We start from the raw sequence: 23,850 nt of genomic DNA on the forward strand, positions 1-23,850 counted from the left end.
GGGGGCGGGCGCGCGCCGGGGCGTCTCCTCGGGCGCCGAACGTGACGAGAGGTCGGACACCTCGGCGGCAGTGCGTTCGACGCCCTGCGGGGATCGCCCCGACACACACCCACCCCCACCCCACCCGACCCGCCTGCTACCCAGTGCCGACGCACCATCCAGCCGGACCTCACATATTCAGCTGGGCCGCACAAATCCAGCCCCGCCGGCGATTGAGGCGCGGGGTCCGGGGCGGAGCCCCGATCTGTAAGCCGCACCGTCCAGCCTCGCTGAACCATCCGGCTCCGCCGCACCAACTCAGCCCCGCCGGCGATTGAGGCGCGGGGTCCGGGGCGGAGCCCCGATCTGTAAGCCGCACCGTCCAGCCTCGCTGCACCATCCGGCTCCGCCGCACCGACTCAGCCCCGCCGGCGTTTGAGGCGCGGGGTGCGGGGCGGAGCCCCGGGCTGTAAGCCGCACCGTCCAGCCTCGCTGAACCATCCGGCTCCGCCGCACCAATTCAGCCCCGCCGGCGATTGAGGCGCGGGGTGCGGGGCGGAGCCCCGGGCTTTGAGCCGCCCGCCGCGCTAACTCAGCCCCGTCGGCGGTTGAGGCGCGGGGACCCGCGGGTTGGGCTGCGCCGGTATGGCCTCGTCGCGCAGGCGGCCGTGTCCCCAGGCGGGAGCCGCTGCGTCACGGGAGGTCCTCCGTCGGGGGGTCGGCCTCGTACACGTGGGGGGTGTCCGCGGCCCACTCCACCAGTTCGGTGCCGCCGAGGACCACGTCGTCGGGGTCCGGCATGCCGGCCCGCCTGAGGAACTCGATGACGTCCTCGTCCGAGTGGGCCAGCCCGAGGGACTGTTCTCCGCTCGCGGTCCGCAGGGTCACCTGCCGGCCTCCCGAGGGGAAGATCCGGTGTACGACGACGGGCGCATGACGCATACCCCCAGCCTCGCCCCCGGGCGGCGGCCCGGCACCCCGGGGGCTCAGGACGTACGGCCGACCGGGGCGGCGCCGTCCGCCGCCGCGGGGATGCGGAAGGTCGAGGGATCGGGGTAGGTCGCCTTTTCGGCCAGGAGGACCGCTTCTATCTCGGCCTTGAAGACGGGCTCGAAGAAGTCGACGGCCAGCAGCAGCCGCAGCCCCCGCAGGGTCGGGTCGAGCAGGGGGCGGGCCATCCGGGCGCCGCCGCCGGAGATCCCGGAGAAGCCGGTGCGGGCCGTAGCCGACCTCCCGCCCACGCGTTCCTCGAAGCCGGCGGTCGCGTAGCCGACGACCAGCGCCAGCTCCGTGAGGAACCTGCGGGTCCCGAGGGCCATCTCCTCGGCGCCCTGCAGTGTCTGGACCGAGCCGCCCGCGACCTTGAAGTCGTCGCTGTTCCGCTTGAGGCCGCGCGCCTCGTACACGGCGCGGGCCTCCTCGAAGAGCCGCCCCGCCTCGTCGACCGCCTTCATCGCCGTCACCAGCTGGTCGATGTCGATCTCGCGCTTCACGCTGCCTCCCGATCCGGAACCCATGGTGCACAGACCGTAGGAGGCAAAGCGTCCGCTGCGGAACACCCCTGCGGCGGTCAGATCCGGAAGGCTTCGGGGCCGCCCGGGAGCCCTCCCCCGGCCGTGGCGGCAACTCCCCATGCCCTCTTGTGACTTGAGCCAAGTGTCTCAACAATGCACATGACAACCGAAGGATCTTCGGTCGCATTGTCATCAGAGGGGAACCCCCACATGAAGAAGCCTCTCGCCGGTGCCTTACTCTCGCTGTTCCTGATGGGAGCAGCAGTGGCCCCGGCCGTCGCCGCGCCGAACAACCAGGCCGCGCCCGCGGCGACCGCCGTCGCCGTCAACTACGCCGGCACCGTGGCGCTCAGCAACTGTTCCGGCTCCGTCGTCCGCGCGCCCGCCTCCCAGCCGAACGACCCCGCGCTCGTCCTGTCCAACGGGCACTGCCTGGAGACCGGGTTCCCGGCCGCCGGCGAGGTCGTCAAGGACCGGCCGTCCTCGCGCTCCTTCTCCCTGCTCAACGCGGCGGGCTCGAAGGTCGCGACCCTGCGGGCCAGCAAGATCGCGTACGGGACGATGACCGACACGGACGTCTCGATCTACCAGCTCACCAAGACCTACGCGCAGATCCAGAGCCAGTACGGCATCTCCGCGCTGACGCTGAACGACGTGCGCCCGACGCAGGGTTCGGCGATCAAGGTGGTGTCCGGCTACTGGAAGCGGATCTACAGCTGCAACGTGGACGGCTTCGCCTACCGCCTCAAGGAGGGCGACTGGACCTGGAAGGACTCGGTCCGCTACACCTCGTCGTGCAACACCATCGGCGGCACCTCCGGCTCGCCGGTGATCGACACGACGACCGGCAAGGTCGTGGCCGTCAACAACACGGGCAACGAGGACGGCGGGCGCTGCACCGAGAACAACCCGTGCGAGGTCGACGAGAACGGCAACGTGACGGTCCGCCAGGGCATCAACTACGCCCAGGAGACGTACATCATCGTCCCCTGCATCGCCCCCGGCAACAAGATCGACCTGAGCCGCCCCGGCTGCCTGCTGCCGAAGCCGTAACCGCAGTACGTCCCCGCCCGTCCCGAAAAGCCCCACGGCCGGGCTCCGGGCGGGGATACTCGGACGCGTGGAACTGCACATCGATCACCGCTGGCTGCTGGAGCGGCAGGAGGCGCTGTTCAAGGACGTGGAGGTGGCCGACCACTCCGCCCTGGTCGCCGCCGTCGCCCGGCACCGGGTGAACACGCCGAGCCTGGAAGTGGACGACCCCGACGCCTACTGGCGCGCGGCCGCCCTGCTCGACGCGATCGTCCTGCTCCGGCCGCTGCCCGACTCCAACGAGTACTTCGCCTACGGGGTCGCCGTCGCGTACATCGAGGCCTCCGGCGCGGCCGTCGAGGCCTCCTACGAGCAGTGGCGCGACCTGATCACCGACGTCCGGATGCTCCGCGTGAGCGTATACGACGTGGCGGCTCGGCTGCGGTCCTGGCAGCCGGCCTGACCCCGGGCGGGGCCGCCGGACCCGGGCCCGGCCGTCAGCGCCTGCGCTGGGCGGGCGTGCCCACGAGGAGCGCGTCGGAGACCAGCCGCGCGCCGCGGGCGAGCCGGCCCAGCTGCTCGAGCTCCAGGGCGTACATCCTGATCGAGTTCTCGATGACCGTCTCGGCTATGCCCATCGTGGGCAGCTCGGCCCGGCTGGTCTGCAGGGCCGCCCGTACGGCGCGCATCTCGTGCTGCAGCTGGAGCTGGACGTGGCGGGCCAGGAGCGCGTGGTGGCGGGTGAGCGTAAGGTAGCCGCCGTAGCGGGCCGGAAGCAGGTCCCGCAGCCAGCGCGTGGCCGTGCGCTCCCAGTCGTGCGTTCCGGGCGCCTTGACCTGCAAGGGCCAGTCCGGGCTGAGCGTAAACGTGGCCGTCTGGGGCATTCTCGTCACTTCCGAATGGTGTCGAAGCTCTGATCGAGACGTTCTGGGGGGCGGCCTCGGCCCAGGGGTTGACCGAGGCCGCCATGGGCGCTCTGCGGGATCCGAAAGCCTGGACTCGACCGCGCGGCCGCGACGTGAGGAGGTTCGTCGTGCCGTGCGTGCGTTCGGGAAGACGTGGGGTCGTCCTCCTTGGCATCTGGTGGATCCGGAGCGCCGTCGTCAGTAAACATATATACCGTCGAGTAAGCAAGAGTATGAAAAATTTCATGCACGTCGAGGGCTGAATATCCCCTGGTGGAGCGGGCGAGGGGGCACCCCGATCGGTACGAAACGCCCTACAGGAAAAAACCGTGGTGGTGGGCGACCTGCTCGTAGTCCTCCAGGCGCGCCTGCGTCCGCTCGGGATCCGCGTCCGCCATCGACTGGAGGAGGGCCGCGGAGAGCATGCCGGGCGCCGCGTACGAGTCGAAGACCAGGCGGGAGCCGGTCCCCGCCGTCAGGGCCACGTCCGCCTCGTCCACCAGCGGACCCAGGGTGGGGTCCGTGATCAGGACCACGCGCAGCCCCGTGCTGCGGGCGGCCCGGATAGCGGCCAGGGTCTCCTTGGCGTGCCGCGGCATGGCGAAGGCGAGCACCCAGGTGCCGCCGGCCGCCCTGGACTGGAGCAGCGCGTCGAAGGCGACGCTGCCGCCGCGGGTCACCAGCCGGACGTCGGGGTGGATGCGCCGGGCCGCGTACGCGAAGTACTCCGCCAGGGAGACCGAGATGCGCAGCCCGAGGACGGTCAGCGGTACCGAGGCGGCCAGCTCGCGCCCGATGTCCAGCACCTGGTTGGTGTCGGCGAGGAGCCGGCGCACGTTCTCCAGGTTCTCGATCTCGGCGTCCACGGCCGCCTGGAGTTCGTTGCGGCGGATCTGCTCGCGGGTGTCCGTGGCTCCGGCGACCGCGCTCAGCGCGATCGGCTGGAGCACGTCGCGCAGGGCCGGGTAGCCGCTGAAGCCGAGGGAGGAGGCGAAGCGGGTCACGGAGGGCTGGCTCACGCCCACCCGCTCGGCGAGCTCGGTGATCGACAGGAAGGCGGCCTCGGTGAGGTGGTCGATCAGGTACTGGGCGATGCGGCGCTGGCCCGGCGAGAGGCGCCGTCCGTCGAACAGGGCGAGGAGCCGGTCGGCCGGGGGGCGGACCTCTTCCGACGACTGGCCGCTCGGCTTGATCGCGGCCGCCTGCGCTCGTGCCTGCTGCCCCGATGACACCGGAGGGCCTCCTTCTCACGTCACTCGCGTTCCAACATAGCTCACGCCCCGTGGTCGTTGATGATCAGTCCTCGGCCCGGGCGGTGACGGGGGCGTCGGTGCGGTCGCCGAGGAACTCGTACCAGCAGTGCCGCAGGTGCACGTAGCGCGTGTCCGCCTCGGTGAGGGCCAGGAAGGAGCCGATCGTCGAGGTCAGCCGCTCGGCGAGGCCCCGGTCGGCGAGGGCGCCGTTCTCGGAGAACGCGTGGTGGGCGTTGGCCAGGCTGAACATGTCGGGGTAGACGCGGGCTCCGAGGTGCTCCAGCGGGACCCGCAGGGCCCACAGCCCGCGGTTGCCGCCGACCATCGAGGGCGAGGCCGAGAGGAGCAGGGTCTGCTTGTCCTTGAAGGGCTGCGGGCGGCGGCGCGACGCCCAGTCGATGGCGTTCTTCAGCGCGCCCGGGAGGGAGGCGTTGTACTCGGGCGAGGCGATCATCAGCGCCTGCGCGGCGTCCAGGCGCTCGCACAGGGCCAGGGCGCCCGGCGGTACGCCCTCGTCGGCCTCCGCGTCGCCGTCGTACAGCGGCATGGGGAAGTCGGCGAGCGTGGCGACGTCCGCGACGGCTCCGGCCCTGGTCACCAGGGAGGCCGCCAGCGACGCGAGGCGGGCGTTGACCGAGCCGGTGCGCGAGGACCCGGACAGCACGAGCACGCGCAGCGGGGAACGGGAGAACGCTTCCGCGTGCGGGCGGGCCGGGTCCGCCGGGAAGTGGTCGGTGTCTGTCGGGTTCATGCCCTCTCCCTGTCGTCGGCCGCTCCGGACGCCGGAACGGACTCGTGGACCGGCCACGCGCGGCGGGACCCGCACACACCGGTGTGCGGGTCCCGTCCGGGCCGCCGGGTCACTTCGCGCCGGGGTTCTCCCAGCGGTAGAACTCGTGGGCCATCGCGTCCTTCGGACTGCGCCAGGTCTCCGGGTTGTGCGGGCTGATGTAGGCGGTGAGCCGGTCGCTGAGGTCCCGGAACTCGGGGTGGTCGGTGACCTTCGCGATGGCCGGGCCGGGCGGCCGGTCCGACTCGATCAGGTGCAGGTAGACGTCGCCGAACTGGAAGAGGCTGCGGCGCTTGATGCCTACGAGGTGCGGCAGTTCGCCCGCGTCGGAGCCGGCGAAGAGCTCGGCGATGTCGGGCGCCGACCCCGGGGCCATGCGGGCGACGATGAGGGCGCGGTGCGGCTGGTCCATCCGGGTGCCTGCCTTTCGTCTCAGATACGGCTGACGGCGGGAGTGCGGTTCTCGCGCTCGCGCTGCTCGATCTTGTCCCGGATGAGAGCCATCTGGATCGGGGAGTTGCGGTTGATGTTGTCGGTCATCCACACGTCGTCGACGGGGGCGTCCGGCTTCATCGCGAAGTCCTGGGTCCACTTCATCCGGGTGCCGCCCGGCACCTTGAAGTACTGCCAGTGGATGTCCATGTGCGCGAAGGGACCCGTTTCCACGCGCCGGGCCCGGACCGTGAGGTTCTTGCGGTCGAGGGTCCGCTCCGAGACCCAGCTCCAGACCTTGCCGTTCTCGTCGGGGTGCATGGTCAGGCGGAACCGAGTGGTGTCGCCCTCCTGGTCGAGGATCTCCAGCGAGGCGTACTCGCTGAACAGCTGCGGCCAGTTCGGGAGGTCGTTGGTCATCTCCCACACGACGTCCACGGGCGCGTTGACGGTGATCTCGTTCTCGGTGTGTCCAGGCATGTCAGGCTCCGGTCATCAGGCTGTTGTTGACGAGGTCGAGGAATTCCCCGGGGGTCTTGCAGCGGTCGGCGTGGGTGGGCAGGGCCCGCCCGCGCCGGTTCTCCAGTTCGCCGACGATGCGGAGCAGGCCCAGCGAATCGAGGCCGTACTCCTCGAAGGCGGAGTCCGGACGGCGTGCCATCTCGGCGGGATCGACGGTGATGCCGGCGGTCTTCATCAGCACCGCCAGCTCCTCCAGGGTCAGTCGGTCGGACATCTGGGTTCTCCCTTCCTACGAGGCGGCTACGCGGTCGCCGACGCGCCCTTGCGCAGGACCAGCGCGGAGTTCGACCCCATCTGCCCCCGGCTCAGCACGAGCGCGGTGCGCAGCTCCGCGGGGCGGGCGCTGCCGGTCACCACGTCGAGGTCGTGGCACACGTCGTAGACGTTCGGGGTCGGCGGGACGACGTCGTGCTCCAGGGCCAGGACCGCGGCCGCCGTGTCGAGGGCGGGCGCGGCGCAGTACGCCCTGCCCGTACCGGACTTGGGGGCCGTCACCGGCACCTTCCGTCCGTACGCGCCGAGGGCGGCGGTGAGGGCCGCGGCCTCGGCCGCGTCCGCCTCCGCGGTTCCCAGCGCGTCGGCGAAGACCACGTCGATCTCCTCCGGCGCGCAGTCGGCCTCCCGGAGCGCGCCCCGGATGGCGTGGGCCAGTCCCTCGCCGGAGGCGTCCCGCCGCTGGGTGCCGGTGAAGGTCGCGGCGTGGCCGGCCAGGACGGCCCGGACCGTGGCACCGCGGCGGCCGGCCTCCTCCTCGTCCTCGACGACGAACATCGCGCCGCCCTCGGCGGGGACGAATCCGCAGGCCTTGTCGGTGAACGGCCGGTAGGCGCGCTCGGGGTCGTCCGAGGTGCTGAGCCCCTCGTACCCCAGCTGGCAGACGATGGAGTACGGCGCCAGCGGCGCCTCCGTCGCCCCGACCAGCATGGCCCGGCTGCCCTGGCGGATCGCGCGGACGGCGTGCGCGAAGGCGTCCAGCCCGCCCGCCTCGTCGCTGCACACGACCCCGCAGGGGCCCTTCAGCCCGCGGCGGATGGAGATCTGGCCGGTGCTGGCGGCGTAGAACCAGGCGATCGACTGGTACGGGCCCACGAAGCGCGGCCCCTGTTCCCAGAGGTGCTGGAGCTCGCGCTGGCCGAACTCGCCGCCGCCGGAGCCGGCGGCGGTGACGACGCCGACGGAGAAGGGATCTCCCTCGTAGTCGGCCCGGCCGAGCCGGGCGTCCTCCAGGGCGAGGTCCGCGGCGGCCAGTGCGTGGTGGGTGAAGCGGTCGGTCTGGACGAGGAAGCGGTCCTCGACCATGGCGCCGGGGTCGAAGCCCCGGACCTCGCCAGCGACGCGCAGCGGCAGGTGCTCGCAGCCGGCCCGGGTGACGCGGTCGAGCACGCTGAGTCCGGACTGGGTCGCCTTCCAGAAGGCGGCCGCGCCCACGCCGTTGGGGGCGATGACCCCGATGCCCGTGATGACCGTACGGCTGGTCACGAGACCTCCTCCTTCGGCCGGGTCATGACGACGGCGGACTGGAAGCCGCCGAAGCCGCTGCCCACGGAGAGCACGTTGCGCAGTTTCCGGCCGCGGGCGACGCGGGGCACGTAGTCCAGGTCGCATTCGGGGTCGGGTGTCTCGTAGTTCGCGGTCGGCGGCACCACCTGGTGGGTCATGGCGAGTACGCAGGCCGCGAGTTCGATGGCGCCGATGGCGCCGAGGGAGTGACCGACCATGGACTTGATGGAGGTCATCGGCGTCTTGTAGGCGTGGTCGCCCAGGACCCGCTTGACCGCCGCGGTCTCGTGCCGGTCGTTCTGCTTGGTTCCGGAGCCGTGCGCGTTGACGTAGTCGATCTGGTCGGCGGCGACTCCGGCCTGGGCCAGGGCGGTTTCGATGGCGCGGGCCATCTCCAGGCCCTCGGCGGTCAGGCCCGTCATGTGGTGGGCGTTGCCGAAGGTGGCGTAGCCGCCGATCTCGCAGTAGACGGTCGCACCGCGGGCGCGGGCGTGTTCCAGCTCTTCGAGTACCAGGACGGCGCCGCCTTCGCCGAGGACGAACCCGTCGCGATCGGCGTCGAACGGCCGGGAGGCGTGGGCCGGGTCGTCGTTGTTCGGCGAGGTGGCCTTGATGGCGTCGAAACAGGCCACGGTGATGGGCGATATGGGTGAGTCGGAGGCGCCTGCGATGCAGACGTCCATCCGGCCCTCCGCGATGGAGTGGACGGCGTACCCGATGGCGTCGAGTCCCGACGTGCAGCCGGTGGAGACCGTCTGTACCGGGCCCCGCGCCCCGACCTCCTCCGCCACGGCGGAGGCGAGGGTGGCGGGGGTGAACGCGCGGTGCAGGTAGGGGCCGGCCAGTTTGTGGTCCACGTCCCACCAGGAGCCGGACTGGCTCACGGCGACGTAGTCGTGCTCCAGACGGGTGGTGCCTCCGACGGCCGTGCCGAGGGAGACGCCGGTCCGCCAGGCCTCGTCCGCGTCGAGGTCGAGTGCCGCGTCGCGTACGGCCTCACGGGCGGCGACGAGGGCGAACTGGATGTACCGGTCCGCCCGGGCCGCTTCGCCCTCGCCGAGGCCGTGCTCGGCGGGGTCGAAGTCGACCTCCGCGGCTATCCGGGAGCGGAACCCCGTCGGGTCGAAAAGGCTGATGCCCCGCGTCGCCGTCCGCCCGTTGGACAGCAGGTCCCAGAAGTCGCGCACGCCGATCCCGCCGGGCGCGACGACGCCGACTCCGGTGACGGCCACCCGCCGGGGGGTCACGAGACCACTCCCGTTCGGTCCGGAGGCTGCTCCCAGGCGGTGCTCTCCGGGTGCGGGGCCTCTTCGGTGTCGACGTGGCCCAGTTCGGGGCGCGGGGCGAGCGGGCCGAGGTGGAAGACCATGCGGGCCTCGACGTCCCCGACGTTGCGGAAGCGGTGGCGGACGTTGAGGGGGACGAGCAGGCCCTGGTCGGTGCGCAGCGGGTGGGCCTCGCCGTCGAGGTCGACCTCCAGCCGGCCGGCGACCACGTACACGAACTCCTCGGAGTACGGGTGGTAGTGCTCGGCGATGGATTCCCCGGGGGCCATGATCGCCATGCCCATGAAGCCGCTGGTGGAGCCCACCGACGTCGGGGTGAGCACGGCCCTCAGATCGCCGCCGCGCCGGCGGTTGGGCGGCGTCTCGCTGAGGTCCACGATGCGTGGGCGCTGTTGGGTCATGGCGGGTTCCTCCTGGCGTGTGGGGAGAGCCTGGACGGGGATGGGGTCGAGGCCCGGGGTGGAGCGAGGGGGTGGAGAGGGGGTGCTCCGGATGGATTCCCCGGCGGGGTCAGGACTGCGCGGGTGCCCGGCGGTCGGTGATCAGGTTCATGGTGTGGTGCTCGGGGCGAACGCGCCCGCCGGGCACGGCCGTCAGCCGGGCGAGCACGGCCGCCTTGCGGGGGCCCGCGACGCCGAAGGTGACGTCGGGCTGGGCGTCGAGCGGGCCGCGCACGTCGATGAGGCGGACGACGATGTCGTCACGCTGGAAGATGCTGCTGCTCCGTACGGGGCTCTCCGGGCGGTGCGCGGCCGCCTCGTCCTGCCGGGCGAGGAACTTGGCGAGGGCCGCGCCGCAGCCGGGCTTGGCGGGGTAGAACAGCGCGTGCCGCTCCACGTCGGCGGGGTCGGCCTCCGTCGCGGCGATGTGGTGGACCGCCGGGAGCGCGGCCCGCATGAAGAACATGCGCGCGGACTCCGGGTCGTTCAGGTTCCGGTCCTGTTCGAGGTAGGGGTTGATGGCCTCCTCCACGGCGCGCACCTCGGGCTGTTCCGAGACGTGGCGCAGGGCCGTCACCAGGTCGCCCTGGACCTCCACCGTTCGCACGACCCGGTTGCCGTGCATGAAGAGCGAGGTGCGGCACAGGCGGGTGTGGGCATCGACGCGGGCCGCCGGGGAGGCGTAGCTGGAGAGGATGGCCGCGACCTCCTTCTCGCTGCCCGGCTTGACGGTGAAGGTGAGGGCGTGGCGCACGATTCCGGCGCCGAGCCGGGGCGTGGTCTGCAGGCGCGCCGTGGTCGGGCGGGCCGCCTGGTCGTAGCCGCGGCCGGTCTCCCGCAGGACGGTGAACTTGAGCGGGCGCATGTTGCGCGCGCAGGCGCCCAGCGGCTTCACCTGTTCGGCGTGGTGCTCGCTGTTGACCCATGCGAGGTACTGCGGGGCGCTCTCCCACTCGCTGGTGATGAGCCACTGCGAGGGGTCCTCGAAGGATTGGCACAGCTGGTCGCTGATGTGGCCCGGGACCGACGCGATGTCGTGGCGGAGCTGCTCGTACGCCTCGAAGAACCGCTGCTGGGTCCCCTCGTGGAGATCCATCAGCAGGACGACCCGGAGCATGGAGCCGTCGAAGGCTGACTGCGACACCCGTTCGGACAGGGTGGTTGTCATCTACTCACTCCTTCATGAGGGGGTGGAGATCCATCGCGTACGGACCCCTCGTCCGTCACCGGTGGCGTCCGCCCGGGCCGGCGGCCGCCTCCATGGGGAACGGGCAGGCCGGCGCGTCTCAGGGGGAGCCGCTGTCGCTCATCGTCATCCGGGTGGCGACGTACCGCTACATGTCCGGATCAAGCGGGTGACAAGCGGCGAATCAACTGGGCCTGATCCCGGATCGGGGGCATAAAGACTCCACTCCCCCACACAGAAAACAGGAGCCCGCAGCTGATGGAAGACAACGCCGATGTTCGCGTACCGGTTCTCGTCGTGGGCGGCTCCCTCGTGGGCCTGTCCACCTCGCTTTTCCTGAGCCGCCACGGAGTGAGGCACCTGCTCGTCGAGAAGCACTCCGGTACGTCCCCGCACCCGCGAGGCCGCGGCATCAACGCCCGGACGATGGAGCTGTTCCGCACGGCAGGGGCGGAGCGCGCGATCCGCCGGGCGGCGTCCGTACTGGAGGGCATTCAGGGCATTCTGCAGGCCCGGTCACTGACCGACCGCAGCGACCACAACTGGCTGATCAAGTCGATCGATCCGTCGGGGGCGATCGCCCGTTTCAGCCCGACCGGCTGGTGCCTGTGCAGCCAGAACAACATCGAGCCGGTACTGGCCGAACAGAGCCGTGCGCAGGGCGCGGACGTGCGGTTCTCCACCGAACTGATGAGCTTCGACCAGGACGCCACCGGAGTGAACGCCGTGGTGAAGGACCGGTTGACGGGCGAGCACAGCACGGTGCGTGCGGACTTCCTGATCGCGGCCGACGGGCCGCGCAGCCCCGTGAGAGAACAGCTGCGGATCCCCCAGACGGGTAACGGCGAGCTGTTCCACAACGTCAGCGTCACCTTCCGCTCGGAGCGCCTCGTCCAGGTGCTGGGCGACCTGCGGTTCATCGTCTGCTACCTGATGCGCCCCGGGGCGGACGGGGCCCTGCTGCCGGTGGACAACAAGACCCAGTGGGTCTTCCACGCCCCGTGGCACCCGGAGCACGGCGAGACCCTGGAGGACTTCACCGACGAGCGGTGCGTGGACCAGATCCGCGACGCGATCGGCGTACCCGACCTGGACGTGGAGATCGGCGGCAAGGCGCCGTGGCATGCCGCCGAACGGGTGGCGGAGCGGTACTCGTCCGGTCGGGTGTTCCTCGCCGGGGACGCGGCCCACGAGATGTCCCCCACCGGTGCCTTCGGCTCCAACACGGGCATCCAGGACGCGCACAACCTGGCGTGGAAGATCGCCGCGGTGCTGGACGGTTCGGCCGGGATGGGCCTGCTCGAGACGTACGAGGCCGAGCGGCTACCGGTGGCCAGGGCCACCAGCGAGCGGGCCTCGGCCCGTTCGGCGGAGCACAGCCACCCGGGGTACGCGCCCCCGCCCACCATGGGCGGCGGGCCGGGCAGCGGGGTGCTCACCACGGCCATGGGCTACTGCTACCCGAGCGGCGCGCTCGTCGGCGGCGACCCCGGCCGGCCCGTCATCCCGGAGGGGTTGCACATGGTCGGGGACACCGGGACCCGGGCCCCGCACATGTGGCTGACGCGGGCGGGTGAGCGGATCTCCACACTGGACCTCTACGAGCGCTCCTTCGTGCTGCTCAGCGGCGTCGGCTCGCCGTGGCGGGCGGCCGCGGAGCAGGTGGCCGAGGAGCTCCCGGTACGGCTGGACGCGTACACCATCGGCTCCGGGCCGACCGCCGACCTGGTCCAGGACGGCGGCGGCTGCGACTGGAGCGAGGTCCACGCGATGAGCGCCGAAGGCGCGGTGCTCGTTCGGCCGGACGGGTTCGTGGCCTGGCGCTCGGAGGGCGCGGTCGCCGACCCCCGGGCGACGCTGCACGAGGTCCTCTCGACGGTGCTGCGCCGGGCGTGACCACTTCGTCCCCCCTTCCGCCGGCCGTGCACGCGGCGGGCGGAAGGGGTTCAGCGGCAGGCCCAGCAGCCCGCCCAGCAGCCGGGGTCGGGCCGGACGGCCCGACGGCGGCCGCTTTCGGCGCCGACCCCGCCGCCCGCCGCACCGCGGGCGCGGGTCCGGTCTCCGCCCCGGTCAGGGGCGCGGTCAAGGGAGTTCCGGTGCGCGTAGCACGCGATGACGACCGCCAGCGCGGCCAGTTCCTCCGGGGCGGCGACGCCCCTCTCCACACGCAGCAGGCTCGCTATCGGGACATCGTTCGACATCGGCACGGCCTCTCTCACGGGGGCTGCGCGTGCGCCCGGCCGCGGCACGAGGGGCGGACCGGATCGGCGCCGACACGGGCGGCACACGGGTGGCTCGGCACGCTGACGGGACGTGTTCCGCGTGCGCGAACCGGCCTGCGGACTCCTGTCGGATCACCGGGAGCCCTGTCGCGACCGACGCTACAAGCGCGCGGCGGACCCGGCACGCCGGGAACGCGCGGACGGGGCGCGTGCGGTCGACGTACGCGCGGTCCTGGGGCGGGCGGTCCGGGGGCGGGCGGTCCTGGGGCGTGCGGTCCTGGGGCGGGCGGTCCGGGGGCGGGCGGTCCTGGGGCGTGCGGTCCTGGGGCGTGCGGTCCGGGGCGGGCCGCCCGCGCGGCCGCGGCGCCGCGGGGCCTGTCGTGAGCGGCCACGGGCCCCTGTTGTGCCGGGGCTGCGCCGGACGGCTGTACGCCGTCTGCATCACGGACCACTCCGGTGGGAACACCGCCGGCCAGTGGGAGGTCGACCACGAGATGCCCGGGGAATGCCCGCTGGCCGGGCTGTTGCCCCTGACCGGGACGGCGGTCGACGTCCACGACCTGCCGGGGGCGGAGGAGGTGCTCGGTCCGCCCTTCTGAGCGGGGCGGGTTGGGCCGCACGGGTGAGCTCCGTACGCCGCATGCACCGCCGGCGGCCCCTCGGCGGCCGCCGACGACGCATGCGTTCACCTTTTGAACTCCCCCTGTACGCAAGCGCTTTCCCGGTTCAATCTCTTGACGCCGCGAGGGCGGGGAGCCACAGTGTCCAGCGGCGCCGTTCTGAGAGCGCTCTCAAGACGGTGACCACGCTCTTCCCCCCGCACCGCGCCTCATAGCGCTTCAGAGAGGGCACCCATGCGTGAGATATCCGGCAGGACACGACCGACGGTCCGGCGGGCCGTCCTGGCAGCGCTCGGCACGATCACCTTGGTCGCGGCGGCCGCCGCCGGCGTGGCGCTCCCCGCGAGCGCCGCCGCTCCCCCCACCCCGGCCGGCTGGTCCCGGGTGTTCCTGGACGACTTCGACGGAGCCGCGGGGTCCGGGGTGAACACCGCCGACTGGCAGTACACCACCGGTACCGGCTACCCCGGCGGCCCCGCCAACTTCGGCACCGGCGAGATCGAGACGATGACCGCCGACCCGTCCAACGTCTCCCTCGACGGCGCGGGCAACCTGCGCATCACGCCGCGGCGGGACGCGGCCGGCAAATGGACGTCGGGCCGGATCGAAACCAAACGGTCCGACTTCCAGCCCCCGGCCGGCGGCACGCTCCGCACCGAGGCGCGCATCCAGATGCCGAACGTCACGGGCCCGGCGGCCAAGGGCTACTGGCCGGCGTTCTGGATGCTCGGAGCCCCGTACCGCGGCAACTGGTGGAACTGGCCGGGCATCGGTGAGATCGACATCCTGGAGAACGTCCAGGGCATCAACAACGTCTGGGCCACCGTGCACTGCGGCACGAGCCCCGGCGGACCCTGCAACGAGACGTCCGGCATCGGCGGCCAGCAGGTGTGCCCGGGCACGAGCTGCCAGGGCGGCTTCCACACCTACGCCGTCGAGTGGGACCGCGCGACCGCGGTCGAGGAGATGCGCTTCTACGTCGACGGAGTCAACTTCCACACCGTACGGGCGAACCAGGTGGACGCGACCACCTGGACCAACGCCACGAACCACGGCTACTTCATCATCCTGAACGTCGCCATGGGCGGCGGTTTCCCCGACGCCTTCGGCGGCGGACCCGACGCGGGCACCCAGCCCGGCCACGCCATGGTCGTCGACTACGTGTCCGTCCTGCGCTCGACCGGCGGCACGACCCCGCCCACCACTCCCCCGACCACCCCGCCCACGACGCCCCCGACCACCCCGCCGGCCGGCAACCGTGACGCATACGCCGCGATCCAGGCCGAGTCGTACGACGGCCAGGCGGGGGTGACCCGGGAGAGCACCACGGACTCCGGCGGCGGCGAGAACCTCGCATCGCTCGGCAACGGCGACTGGGCCCTGTTCAGGGGCGTCGACTTCGGCGCCGCACCGGCGAAGCAGTTCTACGGACGCGTGGCGAGCGGCGCGGCCGGCGGGGTCAGCGGGCTCGTCGAGGTGCGTCTCGACAGCCGTACCTCGGCGCCGGTCGGCAGCTTCTCGATCGCGGGCACCGGCGGGTGGCAGAGCTGGCGCACGGTCCCGGCGAACATCGCCGCGGTCACCGGCACGCACGACGTCTACCTGACCTTCACCAGCGGCCAGCCGGCCGACTTCGTGAACGTCAACTGGTTCGACTTCGGGCACTGAGCCGATCGCCGGGAGCCGTCAGCGACTGCGCCACTCCTCGGCCAGCAGCCGGTAGGAGCGGACCCGGTCCGCGTGGTCGTGCGTGATCGTGGTGATCAGCAACTCGTCGGCCCCCGTGGCCTCCTGGAGCCGCTCCAGGTGATCGGCGACGGTCCGCGCCGAGCCGACGAACCGGGTCTCCACACGATCGGCGACGAGTTCCCGGTCCGCCTCCGTCCAGGGCAGGGCGCGCGCCTCGGCGGGCGTGGGGAAGGGGATGGCGCCCTCGGCGGTACGGATGCTGCGCACCCAGGGCGCGTATCCGGCGGCCAGTTCGCGGGCGGTCGCCTCGTCCTCGGCGACGACGACGTCGGCGGAGACCGTCAGGTACGGCCGGTCCAGCTCGGCCGAGGGCTTGAAGGCGGCCCGGTAGCCCTCGGCCGCCTCCAGCACCGACGCGGGGCTCACGTGGTAATTGGCCGCGAACCGCAGCCCGTTGCGGCCCGCGGTCTCCGCACTGACTCCTCCGCTGCTGCCCAGGATCCACACCTGTACGTCGGCCCCCTCACCGGGGACGGCGTGCGCCTCCACCCCCTCCGGGGAGCGGTAGTCGCCCCGCAGCAGCGCGAGGACGTCGTCGATCTGCTCGGCGTAGTCCTGGGGCCGCGCACCGGGCAGGTTCAGCAGCTTCTGCTGGAGCGCGACCCGCGGATGACCCAGCAGGTGCGCGAAGGAGAACCGGGCGGGGATGCGCAGTCCGTTCGGGGTGTACCCCTCGAAGGGAGGGTCCTGCGAAGCCCCCGACTGCGGCCGGCCCGCCGAGCGCCCGAGGCCCAGGTCGAGGCGCCCGGGGTGCAGTGCGTCGATCAGCCCGAACTCCTCGACCGTGGACAGGGCGGTGCGGTGCCCGAGCTGGACGGCGCCGGAGCCGAGGCGGATGGTCGAGGTCGCGGAGGCGGTCAGGGCGAGGACGACCGCCGGGGAGGTCCCGGCGACCCCCGGGTTGAGGTGGTGCTCCGCGAACCAGTAGCGGGCGTAGCCGAAGCCCTCCGTCTGCCGGGCCAGGTCGATGCTGTGGTGCAGGGCCTCGGCCGCCGTGGCACCGGACGGGACCGGGACGAGGTCGAGGACCCCGAGGGGGATGCCGGACATGGCCGGGCTCCTTACAGGTCGGGAAAGGAAGGGTCGGGGATCTCGCGGCGCAGCACCGGGGCGATCTGCGACTGGAAGAGTTCGAGGGAGGCCTGGTGCTGCGCGGGGGTGAGCCCGCCCGGCTCCGCCTGGAGGTGCAGGACGGTGTGGCCGAAGGCCTCGTGGTAGCGGTGGACCTTCTCGATCACCTGCTGGGGGCTGCCGACCAGTGCCGAGCTCCGCTCGACGAAGTCCTCCAGCGTCGGGAAGACGGGAGCCGGCCCCTGCTGCGCGTGGAAGGCGAGGTACCGGGCGAAAGCGGGCCGGTACGCCGCCACCGCCTGCTGCGACGTGGGGGCCGCGTGGTAGCCGGCCGTCCCCGCGCCGACGACGGCGTGCGCGGGGTCGTGCCCGTAGTGCTCCCAGCGCTCCCGGTAGTGGCGCACCAGCTCGGCGTACGGGCCGATCGGGTGCGTGACGTTCGCCGAGAAGAGCGGGTCCCCGTAACGCGCCGCGAGATCGACGGACTCCCGGCTGGTCGCACTGCCGTGCCAGACCCGCAGGGCCGGTTGGAAGGGTCTCGGCAGCACCTCGGCGCCGGCCAGGGCGGGGCGGAAGCGCGGCTCGGCGCTCACCTTGTCCTCCCGCCAGATCCGCCGGAACAGCTCGTAGGCCTCGGCGTTGCGCTCCCACTGGTCCTCGGGGGTCACGTGGAACAGTTCGCGCTGGGCGGTGCCGTTGCCCTTGCCGATCATCAATTCCAGGCGGCCGTCGCAGAGGTGGTCGAGCGTCGCGTAGTCCTCGTACGCCCGCACCGGGTCGAGCAGGCTCAGGGTGGTCACGGCCGTGAACAGCCGGATGCGGCGGGTCAGCGCGGCGATGTGGCTGAGCACCACGGGCGGCGAGGACGACAGGAAGGGCCGTTCGTGGCGCTCGCCGACACCGAAGCCGTCGAAGCCGAGCTCCTCCGCGAGCAGTGCGGCGGCGACCACCTCGCGGAACCGCTCACGGGTGGGGGTGGGCGCGCCCGTCACCGGATCCGCGGAGTCCGTGATGAGGGTGATGGCCAGGAACCTCATGAGCGCGCGGCCTGCGGGTCGGGAGCCGGCTGCGGCACCGCGAGCCCGAGGTGGTCGCGCAGGGTGGTGCCCGCGTACTCGGTGCGGAAAACCCCCCGCTCCTGGAGGAGCGGGACGACGGTGTCGGCGAAGACGTCCAGGCCGCCGGGGGTGATGTGGGGGACGAGGATGAAGCCGTCGGCCGCGTCCGCCTGCACCAGTGTGTCGATCTGGGCGGCGACGGTGGTGGCGGAGCCGACGAAGGTCTGGTCGGCCGTGGTGGAGATGACGAGCTCGCGGATCGACAGGTTCTTGGCCTCGGCGAGTGCGCGCCACTGCCGTGCGGTGGCGAGCGGGTCGCGGAAGTCCCGGACGCTCGCCCGTCCGAGGGCGATGGTGTTCTCCCCGACCACGGGGTCGACGTCGGGGAGCGGGCCGTCGGGGTCGTAGCCGGACAGGTCCCGGTTCCAGACGTGCTCCAGGAACTTGATCGCGGTCTGTCCGCTGACCTGGAGGCGGCGCACCTCGTGGGCCGTCTCGCGGGCCTCGGCGTCGGTGTCTCCGAGGACGAAGGTGGCCGCGGGCAGGATCTTCAACTGGTCGGGTGTGCGGCCGTACTTGGGGAGGCGGCGCTTGACGTCGGCGTAGAACTCCCGGCCCGCGTCGAGCGTCCCGTACCGGCCGAAGATCGCGTCGGCGCCGGCGGCGGCGAACTCGCGGCCCTCGTCGGAGTCGCCCGCCTGGAAGATCACCGGCCGGCCCTGCGGGCTGCGCGGCACGTTGAAGTGGCCCTCGATGTCGAAGTGCTGCCCCCGGTGGGCGAAGGCCCCGGCCCGCGCGTCCCGCAGGAAGGCGCCCGATCCGGCGTCGGCGAGGATCTCGGAGCCGTCCCAGGAGTCGAACAGCTCGGTGGCGGTGGCGAGGAACTCCTTGGCCCGGGAGTAGCGCTCCTCGCGCGGCAGGAACCCGCCGCGTCGGAAGTTCTCGCCGGTGAAGGCGTCCCAGGAGGTGACGACGTTCCAGGCGGCCCGGCCCTCGGACAGGTGGTCGAGCGAGGCGAACTGGCGGGCCACCTCGTAGGGTTCGTTGAAGGTGGAGTTGATGGTGCCGGTCAGCCCGAGGCGCTCGGTGACCGCCGCCAGCGCGGCGAGCACCGTGAAGGTGTCGGGGCGGCCGACCACGTCCAAGTCGTAGATCCGGCCGCCCTGTTCGCGCAGTCTCAGCCCCTCGGCGAGGAAGAGGAAGTCGAACTTGGCGCGTTCGGCGGTCCGCGCGAAGTGGACGAACGAGTCGAAGTCGATGTGGCTGCCGGCCGCCGGATCGCTCCACACGGTGGTGTTGTTGACGCCCGGGAAGTGGGCTGCGAGGTGGATCTGCTTGAGCGGCTTGCTGCTCATGACGGTCCTTCCGGTCCGGGCTCAGGCGGCGGGGTGGGCGGCGTAGCGGCCGGCCGGGCGTTCCAGGCCCAGCAGTCCGCGCAGGGTGTCCGCCTCGTACGCCCGGCGGAAGACCCCGCGCCGCTGGAGCTCCGGTACCAGCCCCCGGGTGATCGCTGGCAGGTCGTGGGCGATCACCCCGGGCCGCAGGAGGAAGCCCGACAGGCCCGTCTCCCGGCGTTCCAGGAGCAGGTCCGCCAGCTGCCCGGGGCTGCCGGTGAAGACCGCGCCGCCGTCGCCGTACGAGGCACCCGCGAGCGCGTCCAGACGTTCCAGACGGGCGACGGCCGCCGGGGCGTCCTCGTCGAGGAACACGGTGAGGTCCCCGAACAGGTGCGGGGGCCGCGGGGTGAGCCCGGTCGCCTCCCGGGCCCGCCGGATCGCCTCGACGGCGGCCCTCGTACCGTCCCCGTCGTGCGCGGCCACGTACCCGATGTCCGTGGACCGGGCGACGAGCGCGTACGAGGCTTCGCCGTCGGCGCAGGCGCCGACGACGGGCTGCCCCTGCGGCGGGCGCGGGGTGATCGACGGCCCGCGCACACTGAAGTGACGGCCCTCGAAGTCGATGTAGTGCAGCTTGTCGCGGTCGACGAACCGGCCCGTGGCCACGTCCCGGATCTCCGCGTCGTCGTCCCAGCTGTCCCACAGCCGTCGGATCACCTCGACGTGGTCGGCGGCCTCCGCGTAGGACTCCGCCTCCGGGAGCGGGACCGGCCGGCGGCCGAAGTGCCGTGTCTCGTGGAGGAGTCCGGACACCTGGATCCACAGGCCGGCGCGGCCGCGGCTCACGTGGTCGAGGGTGGCGATCGCCTTGGAGATGTGGAAGGGCTCGGTGTGGGTGGCCGTCACTGCCGGGACCAGGCCGATGTGCCGGGTCAGCGGTGCGACCCGTGCGGCGGTGAGCACCGCGTCCAGCCGCCCCCGGACCCGGTCCGTGCGTCCGTCGGGCCCCTCGGGCGAGGACGACTGGAGGGTGAGGGAGTCCTCGAAGGAGACGAAGTCGAGCAGTCCGGCTTCGGCCTCGGCCACGGCGTCGGCCCAGTAGCGGGCGGTGAAGATCTCACCGGGCCGGGCGCCCGGCTCGCGCCAGGCGGCCGGGTGCCGGCCGGCGCCGTCGAGCGCGACGGCCAGGTGGAGCGGGGCGGCGGATGCGGATGCGGAGGGGAACGCGGGTGCGGGCGTGGATGAGGGCACGTCGAAGTACGCCTTCCTGATCGGCCGGGCGGAGGAAGAGGCCGATGCGCGTCACGAATACGGGGGCGTGGGAGGGGGCGGGGAAGCGGCCCGGTGCCGGGGCTAGCGGCTGTCGGGAACGTACTTGTAACCGACGCGGCGCACGGTGGAGATGCGACCCCGGTGGGCGGGGCCGAGCTTGCGGCGCAGCCTGGCCACGTGGACGTCGACCGTACGGCCGTCGCCGATGTGTCCGTACCCCCAGATGTCCGAGATGAGGGCGTCACGTCTGTGGACCGTGTACGGATGGGCCACCAGGTGGGCCAGGAGGTCGAACTCCAGGTAGGTGAGGTCCAGTTCGCGTCCGTCGACCTCGGCCAGCCGGCGCGCGTGGTCGATCCGGACGGCGTCGTCGGGCCGGGCGGGGGCGGAGTGCGGGGCTGCCGGTGCCGGCTCGGGTGCCGGGAGCGTCCTGGTGTCGAGGGGATGGATCTCCGGGCGGATGCCGTGCGCGGTCATCACCGCGACGGGGTCGACGTCCGCCGGCAGGAACACGAGGTAGGCGACGCGGCCGACGCCGATCCCGTCGGCGGGGACGGCGGGTGGCCGGTCGCCGACCAGTTGGAGGCGCGGGGCCGGGGCACGGCGGACGGCGGTGGCGGGTACCGGTGCGGGAAGTGCGGTGGTCACGGTGAGCCCCTTCGGCTGCTCGGAACGAGGTACGGACGCCGGGTGTCGGGCGACGACGGGGCAGGGGTCTCCGTGACGGATCCGGCGGGAGCGCCGGTGCGGCGCACGCCGGGGGGACCCGTACGGCTCGGGGGCCGGGGTCACGGGAAAGTGCGGCGCACGGAGAGGAGCGGCGGCCGGAACACCGGCGCACGTCGAGCGAATGCCCTGTCGGAGAAGCCCTTAGACGGGTCGGCAGACCGCGCTGGCGACGCGACGGAGGTCAACGTGCCTGCGGCGTACGAGCAACGGCTGCGACGGGGACATGGTCACATCGTGAGGTGCATGGCGGGTGCGCGTCAATACTTCCCTATCAATTGACTAGGAAACGGCTCCGACCTGCACGGTCTCCCATGTCGAGAAGGAAGTGTCCGCCATTCGGTCATGCTCTTGCCCGGCAGGCGGCTTCGGGCGACCATCCCTATCAATCCGATGGGAAAGGTGGGGATTCGGTGAAGCGGCCGGTCGGCGCCACCCAACAACGTTCCGGAGTAGCCGACATGACGACCACCCTCGCCCTTGACACCACCGGCCGCCGGTCCGTCGACGAGCAGCGCCGCACGCTCCTGCGCACCGCCCGCGACGTGGCGGACGACCTCGCCGCGGACGCCATCGCCCGCGACCAGGCGGGCAAGCCGCCGGCCGACGAGACGGCCCGGCTGCGCGAGGCGGGCCTGCCGGCGGCCCTCACCCCGCCCGGGCCCGACCGCGGGACGGACTGGCGCACCGGATGCGCCGTCATCCGGGAGATCGCCGCGGCGGACAGCTCCGTCGGCGACGTTCTCGCCCGCCACTACGTGCACACCTGGAGCGGGCGCTTCTACGCGAGCCTCGACCACGCGACCGCCCTCGAAGAGGAGTCGGTGGGCGAGCAGTGGCTGTGGACCGGTGCGGTGCGCGCTCCCGCACCCCAGGACGACGGCGACGCACCGGAGCTCACGCTGGGGCGGCGCGCCCCCGGCTACGTGCTGAGCGGTCGCCGGTCCGTGGACACGGCGGTGGCCGCGGCCGACCAGATCGTGGTCGACGCCGTGTGCCCGGCGACCGGTGACGTCCTGGTCGTACGGATCCCCCCGGGCGCACGGGGCGTGAGCGTCGAGTCCGCCCACGACCGCCTCGGGCAGCGCGTCGCCGGCGCGGGCGAGGTCGTCCTGGACCGGGTCGCCATCACGCCCGGCCAGGTGCTGGGGCGCCGGCCGCACGACGAGGAGTCGACCGCGCCCTTCACCGCGCTCGCGGAGCCCGCGCTCCGGCTCGCCCTGTGTCACGTCGGCCTCGGCATCGCGGAGGGCGCCCTCACCGAGGCGCGCGACCTGAGCAGGGGCGGCCGCGCGCACCGACTGCCCGGCGAGGACCCGGACCTGTTCCTGACGTACGGGGAGCTCGCCTCGGCCGCGCAGACGGCGACCGCCGTGGTCGACCGGGCGACGGACGTGATGGCGCGGGCCCTCGACACGGGTCCGCACCTCGACGCGGAGCGGGCCGCGAGCGTCGCGGCCCTGGTCGCGACGGCCGAGACCGTGACGTCGAAGGCGGCCCTGCGCATCACGGCCCGGGTGCTGGAACTCGCCGACGCGCCCGGCCTGGACCGGTTCTGGCGCAACGCGCGGGTCCTGACGGCCCACCGCCCCGCCGCCCACCGCCTGCGTTCCATCGGCGAGCACTACCTCAACGGATCCCACCCTGTGGTGGCGGCCTTCCGCTGACGCGAGCCCGAGGCGCCGCCCGCCGCCCGCCGCCCGGCGGCTGGCCGGCCGCGAGGGGACACCGGCCGAATCCATGCAAGATAATGTCCGTATGCGGATCTCAGCCAGGGCGGACTACGCGGTACGTGCCGCACTGCAGCTTGCCGCGTCGCAGGATGACGGGCCCGTGAAAGCTGAGGCCATCGCCGAAGCGCAGGACATCCCGCACAAGTTCCTCGAGGGCATCCTGAACGACATGCGCCGGGGCGGTCTCGTGCTCAGCCAGCGCGGCGGCAACGGCGGCTACCGGCTGGCCAAGCCCGCCCGGTCCATCAGCATCGCGGACGTGATCCGCGTCGTGGACGGACCGCTCGTCTCGGTGCGCGGGGTCCGCCCTCCGGACCTGTCCTACACCGGCCCCGCCCAGACACTGCTCCCCCTGTGGATCGCACTGCGTGCCAACGTCCGCGAGATCCTCGACGGGGTGAGCCTCGCCGACGTCGCGTCGTCGGACCTGCCCGCGGACGTGTCGGCGCTCGCCGACACCCCGGGCGCCTGGACCAATCCCTGACCCCGCCCCCACCTGCACGTTCTCGCATAGCGAGATTCGGGCGTCCACCATTCGGTCACCCTCTTGGGGCGGGTGGCCGCCTCTGCCAATATGCCTACCAACCAGGTGGGAAAACTAGGAATCCAGGGAGGTGGGCCGTGCGCACACTGCATCACACAGGTCGGACGCTGCCCCTGACCTCCCGCCGGCACATCGACCTGCTCCGCACGTCCAGCGCCATCTGTCAGTCCGGCTGACAGCACCGCGCCGGGCCCCGCTCCCAGTGTGGTCACCACCGAGCACCGAGCACCGTCGGACGGGCCACGCAACCGACCACGCCGACCGCGTGGAGTCGAGCGCGGGCGGGCACCGTCCGGGCTCGGCTTCCGTGCCCGAGCTGTCCGACACCCCTGCGCACCGCCCGGCGTCGAGCGTCGGACGTCGGTTCCGTGCGTGCCGATGGCCTCGCTCCACCCTCTCCGCACCTCCTTCTTCCTCGCTCCTCACTCCTTCCTCCTTGCACACCATCCCGTGAAAGGACACCTCCGTGTCTGCCGCAAGACCGCTCATCACCCTGCGCGCCATCGCCGTCACCGCGACGCTTCCCCTGCTGCTCACCGCCTGCGGTTACGGCTCCGAGGCGAAGAAGGAGGAGGGCGACAAGCCCGCGAACGCCGCCGCCACGGACGGCGCGAAGCTGTCGGCCTCCGAGGTGCGGATCGGCTACTTCCCCAACCTGACGCACGCCACCGCGCTGGTC

27 protein-coding genes and 1 pseudogene are annotated in these 23,850 nt (G+C 72.5%); 9 read left to right on the forward strand and 19 right to left on the reverse strand.

Annotation, left to right across the window (positions count from 1 at the left end; genetic code table 11):
* Positions 1-672: 672 nt before the first annotated feature.
* Entirely contained in the window at positions 673-921 is a 249-nt protein-coding gene (locus tag ACFYP3_RS34115) for a hypothetical protein (RefSeq protein ID WP_388841362.1), read from the reverse strand.
* Between the two features lie 44 nt (positions 922-965).
* A complete protein-coding gene (locus tag ACFYP3_RS34120) occupies positions 966-1,472 on the reverse strand; it encodes a hypothetical protein (protein WP_388841365.1) in 507 nt (168 codons plus the stop codon).
* A gap of 231 nt (positions 1,473-1,703) precedes the next feature.
* Between ACFYP3_RS34120 and ACFYP3_RS34125 the strand changes: the two genes are divergently transcribed.
* Together ACFYP3_RS34125 and ACFYP3_RS34130 are read left to right on the forward strand one after the other, a co-directional pair.
* Positions 1,704-2,546 carry a serine protease gene (locus ACFYP3_RS34125; RefSeq protein WP_388841368.1) on the forward strand — a complete coding sequence of 281 codons (843 nt, stop codon included), beginning with the start codon at positions 1,704-1,706 and terminating at the stop codon, positions 2,544-2,546.
* Positions 2,547-2,613: 67 nt separating this feature from the next.
* A complete protein-coding gene (locus tag ACFYP3_RS34130) occupies positions 2,614-2,988 on the forward strand; it encodes a toxin Doc (protein ID WP_388841371.1) in 375 nt (124 codons plus the stop codon).
* A gap of 34 nt (positions 2,989-3,022) precedes the next feature.
* Here ACFYP3_RS34130 and ACFYP3_RS34135 read toward each other — a convergent pair whose 3' ends face one another.
* From ACFYP3_RS34135 to ACFYP3_RS34180, 10 genes are all read right to left on the reverse strand, one after another.
* A complete protein-coding gene (locus tag ACFYP3_RS34135) occupies positions 3,023-3,409 on the reverse strand; it encodes a hypothetical protein (RefSeq protein ID WP_362813803.1) in 387 nt (128 codons plus the stop codon).
* Between the two features lie 335 nt (positions 3,410-3,744).
* Entirely contained in the window at positions 3,745-4,662 is a 918-nt protein-coding gene (locus ACFYP3_RS34140; protein ID WP_030723415.1) for a MurR/RpiR family transcriptional regulator, read from the reverse strand.
* 64 nt (positions 4,663-4,726) lie between these two features.
* Positions 4,727-5,359, reverse strand: coding sequence for an NADPH-dependent FMN reductase (locus ACFYP3_RS34145; protein ID WP_388841435.1), 633 nt, complete (start codon positions 5,357-5,359; stop codon positions 4,727-4,729).
* Positions 5,360-5,543: 184 nt separating this feature from the next.
* Positions 5,544-5,885 (reverse strand): TcmI family type II polyketide cyclase, encoded by a 342-nt coding sequence (locus tag ACFYP3_RS34150; protein ID WP_388841374.1) that lies wholly within the window; start codon positions 5,883-5,885, stop codon positions 5,544-5,546.
* Between the two features lie 20 nt (positions 5,886-5,905).
* Positions 5,906-6,385, reverse strand: a complete 480-nt coding sequence (locus ACFYP3_RS34155; RefSeq protein WP_388841377.1) for an SRPBCC family protein — start codon at positions 6,383-6,385, stop codon at positions 5,906-5,908.
* Position 6,386: 1 nt separating this feature from the next.
* Positions 6,387-6,641, reverse strand: a complete 255-nt coding sequence (locus tag ACFYP3_RS34160; RefSeq protein ID WP_388841380.1) for an acyl carrier protein — start codon at positions 6,639-6,641, stop codon at positions 6,387-6,389.
* 26 nt (positions 6,642-6,667) lie between these two features.
* Positions 6,668-7,906 (reverse strand): beta-ketoacyl synthase N-terminal-like domain-containing protein, encoded by a 1,239-nt coding sequence (locus ACFYP3_RS34165; protein ID WP_388841382.1) that lies wholly within the window; start codon positions 7,904-7,906, stop codon positions 6,668-6,670.
* Positions 7,903-9,174 carry a beta-ketoacyl-[acyl-carrier-protein] synthase family protein gene (locus ACFYP3_RS34170; protein ID WP_388841385.1) on the reverse strand — a complete coding sequence of 424 codons (1,272 nt, stop codon included), beginning with the start codon at positions 9,172-9,174 and terminating at the stop codon, positions 7,903-7,905. The genes ACFYP3_RS34165 and ACFYP3_RS34170 overlap by 4 nt, the downstream gene beginning before the upstream one ends.
* Positions 9,171-9,614: a cupin domain-containing protein gene (locus tag ACFYP3_RS34175; RefSeq protein ID WP_388841388.1), complete on the reverse strand. Its 444-nt coding sequence runs from the start codon at positions 9,612-9,614 to the stop codon at positions 9,171-9,173. The genes ACFYP3_RS34170 and ACFYP3_RS34175 overlap by 4 nt, the downstream gene beginning before the upstream one ends.
* 109 nt (positions 9,615-9,723) lie before the next feature.
* Complete coding sequence (locus ACFYP3_RS34180) at positions 9,724-10,821, reverse strand: SchA/CurD-like domain-containing protein (protein ID WP_388841391.1); 1,098 nt, start codon at positions 10,819-10,821, stop codon at positions 9,724-9,726.
* 276 nt (positions 10,822-11,097) lie between these two features.
* On the opposite strand from ACFYP3_RS34180, the gene ACFYP3_RS34185 reads away from it, so the two are divergent.
* Complete coding sequence (locus tag ACFYP3_RS34185; RefSeq protein ID WP_388841394.1) at positions 11,098-12,735, forward strand: FAD-dependent oxidoreductase; 1,638 nt, start codon at positions 11,098-11,100, stop codon at positions 12,733-12,735.
* Positions 12,736-12,785: 50 nt separating this feature from the next.
* On the opposite strand, the gene ACFYP3_RS34190 is transcribed toward ACFYP3_RS34185, so the two are convergent.
* Positions 12,786-13,040 (reverse strand): acyl-CoA carboxylase subunit epsilon, encoded by a 255-nt coding sequence (locus ACFYP3_RS34190; protein ID WP_388841397.1) that lies wholly within the window; start codon positions 13,038-13,040, stop codon positions 12,786-12,788.
* Between the two features lie 401 nt (positions 13,041-13,441).
* Here ACFYP3_RS34190 and ACFYP3_RS34195 point away from each other — a divergent pair, with 401 nt between their 5' ends.
* Both ACFYP3_RS34195 and ACFYP3_RS34200 read left to right on the forward strand, forming a co-directional pair.
* Positions 13,442-13,660 carry a hypothetical protein gene (locus tag ACFYP3_RS34195; RefSeq protein WP_388841404.1) on the forward strand — a complete coding sequence of 73 codons (219 nt, stop codon included), beginning with the start codon at positions 13,442-13,444 and terminating at the stop codon, positions 13,658-13,660.
* A gap of 255 nt (positions 13,661-13,915) precedes the next feature.
* The gene (locus tag ACFYP3_RS34200; protein WP_388841407.1) at positions 13,916-15,349 is read left to right on the forward strand and encodes a glycoside hydrolase family 16 protein; all 1,434 of its coding nucleotides are present in this window, start codon (positions 13,916-13,918) and stop codon (positions 15,347-15,349) included.
* An 18-nt stretch (positions 15,350-15,367) separates the two neighbouring features.
* Here the strand turns inward: ACFYP3_RS34200 and ACFYP3_RS34205 are convergent, their stop codons facing one another.
* The 6 genes from ACFYP3_RS34205 to ACFYP3_RS34230 all read right to left on the reverse strand — a co-directional run bounded on the left by ACFYP3_RS34205 (position 15,368) and on the right by ACFYP3_RS34230 (position 21,122).
* The gene (locus ACFYP3_RS34205; protein WP_388841410.1) at positions 15,368-16,480 is read right to left on the reverse strand and encodes an LLM class flavin-dependent oxidoreductase; all 1,113 of its coding nucleotides are present in this window, start codon (positions 16,478-16,480) and stop codon (positions 15,368-15,370) included.
* Between the two features lie 11 nt (positions 16,481-16,491).
* Complete coding sequence (locus ACFYP3_RS34210; RefSeq protein WP_388841413.1) at positions 16,492-17,538, reverse strand: LLM class flavin-dependent oxidoreductase; 1,047 nt, start codon at positions 17,536-17,538, stop codon at positions 16,492-16,494.
* On the reverse strand, positions 17,535-18,914 hold the full coding sequence (locus ACFYP3_RS34215; RefSeq protein WP_388841416.1) for an NtaA/DmoA family FMN-dependent monooxygenase: 1,380 nt from the start codon (positions 18,912-18,914) through the stop codon (positions 17,535-17,537). The genes ACFYP3_RS34210 and ACFYP3_RS34215 overlap by 4 nt, the downstream gene beginning before the upstream one ends.
* Before the next feature lie 21 nt (positions 18,915-18,935).
* Positions 18,936-20,147, reverse strand: a complete 1,212-nt coding sequence (locus tag ACFYP3_RS34220; RefSeq protein ID WP_388841419.1) for an LLM class flavin-dependent oxidoreductase — start codon at positions 20,145-20,147, stop codon at positions 18,936-18,938.
* Between the two features lie 102 nt (positions 20,148-20,249).
* Positions 20,250-20,816, reverse strand: coding sequence for a winged helix-turn-helix domain-containing protein (locus tag ACFYP3_RS34225; RefSeq protein WP_388841422.1), 567 nt, complete (start codon positions 20,814-20,816; stop codon positions 20,250-20,252).
* Between the two features lie 222 nt (positions 20,817-21,038).
* Positions 21,039-21,122, reverse strand: coding sequence for a putative leader peptide (locus ACFYP3_RS34230; RefSeq protein WP_324617234.1), 84 nt, complete (start codon positions 21,120-21,122; stop codon positions 21,039-21,041).
* Positions 21,123-21,355: 233 nt separating this feature from the next.
* On the opposite strand from ACFYP3_RS34230, the gene ACFYP3_RS34235 reads away from it, so the two are divergent.
* From ACFYP3_RS34235 to ACFYP3_RS34250, 4 genes and pseudogenes are all read left to right on the forward strand, one after another.
* Positions 21,356-22,561 carry an acyl-CoA dehydrogenase gene (locus ACFYP3_RS34235; protein WP_388841425.1) on the forward strand — a complete coding sequence of 402 codons (1,206 nt, stop codon included), beginning with the start codon at positions 21,356-21,358 and terminating at the stop codon, positions 22,559-22,561.
* Positions 22,562-22,652: 91 nt separating this feature from the next.
* Positions 22,653-23,111 carry an RrF2 family transcriptional regulator gene (locus ACFYP3_RS34240; RefSeq protein ID WP_388841428.1) on the forward strand — a complete coding sequence of 153 codons (459 nt, stop codon included), beginning with the start codon at positions 22,653-22,655 and terminating at the stop codon, positions 23,109-23,111.
* A 137-nt stretch (positions 23,112-23,248) separates the two neighbouring features.
* Positions 23,249-23,347 carry a putative leader peptide gene (locus ACFYP3_RS34245; protein WP_388841431.1) on the forward strand — a complete coding sequence of 33 codons (99 nt, stop codon included), beginning with the start codon at positions 23,249-23,251 and terminating at the stop codon, positions 23,345-23,347.
* A gap of 290 nt (positions 23,348-23,637) precedes the next feature.
* Positions 23,638-23,850 (forward strand): annotated as a pseudogene (locus ACFYP3_RS34250) (sulfate ABC transporter substrate-binding protein); the annotation flags it as partial.

Origin of the sequence: Streptomyces sp. NPDC005533 (genome assembly GCF_042871845.1) — a bacterium.
Classification (GTDB): domain Bacteria; phylum Actinomycetota; class Actinomycetes; order Streptomycetales; family Streptomycetaceae; genus Streptomyces.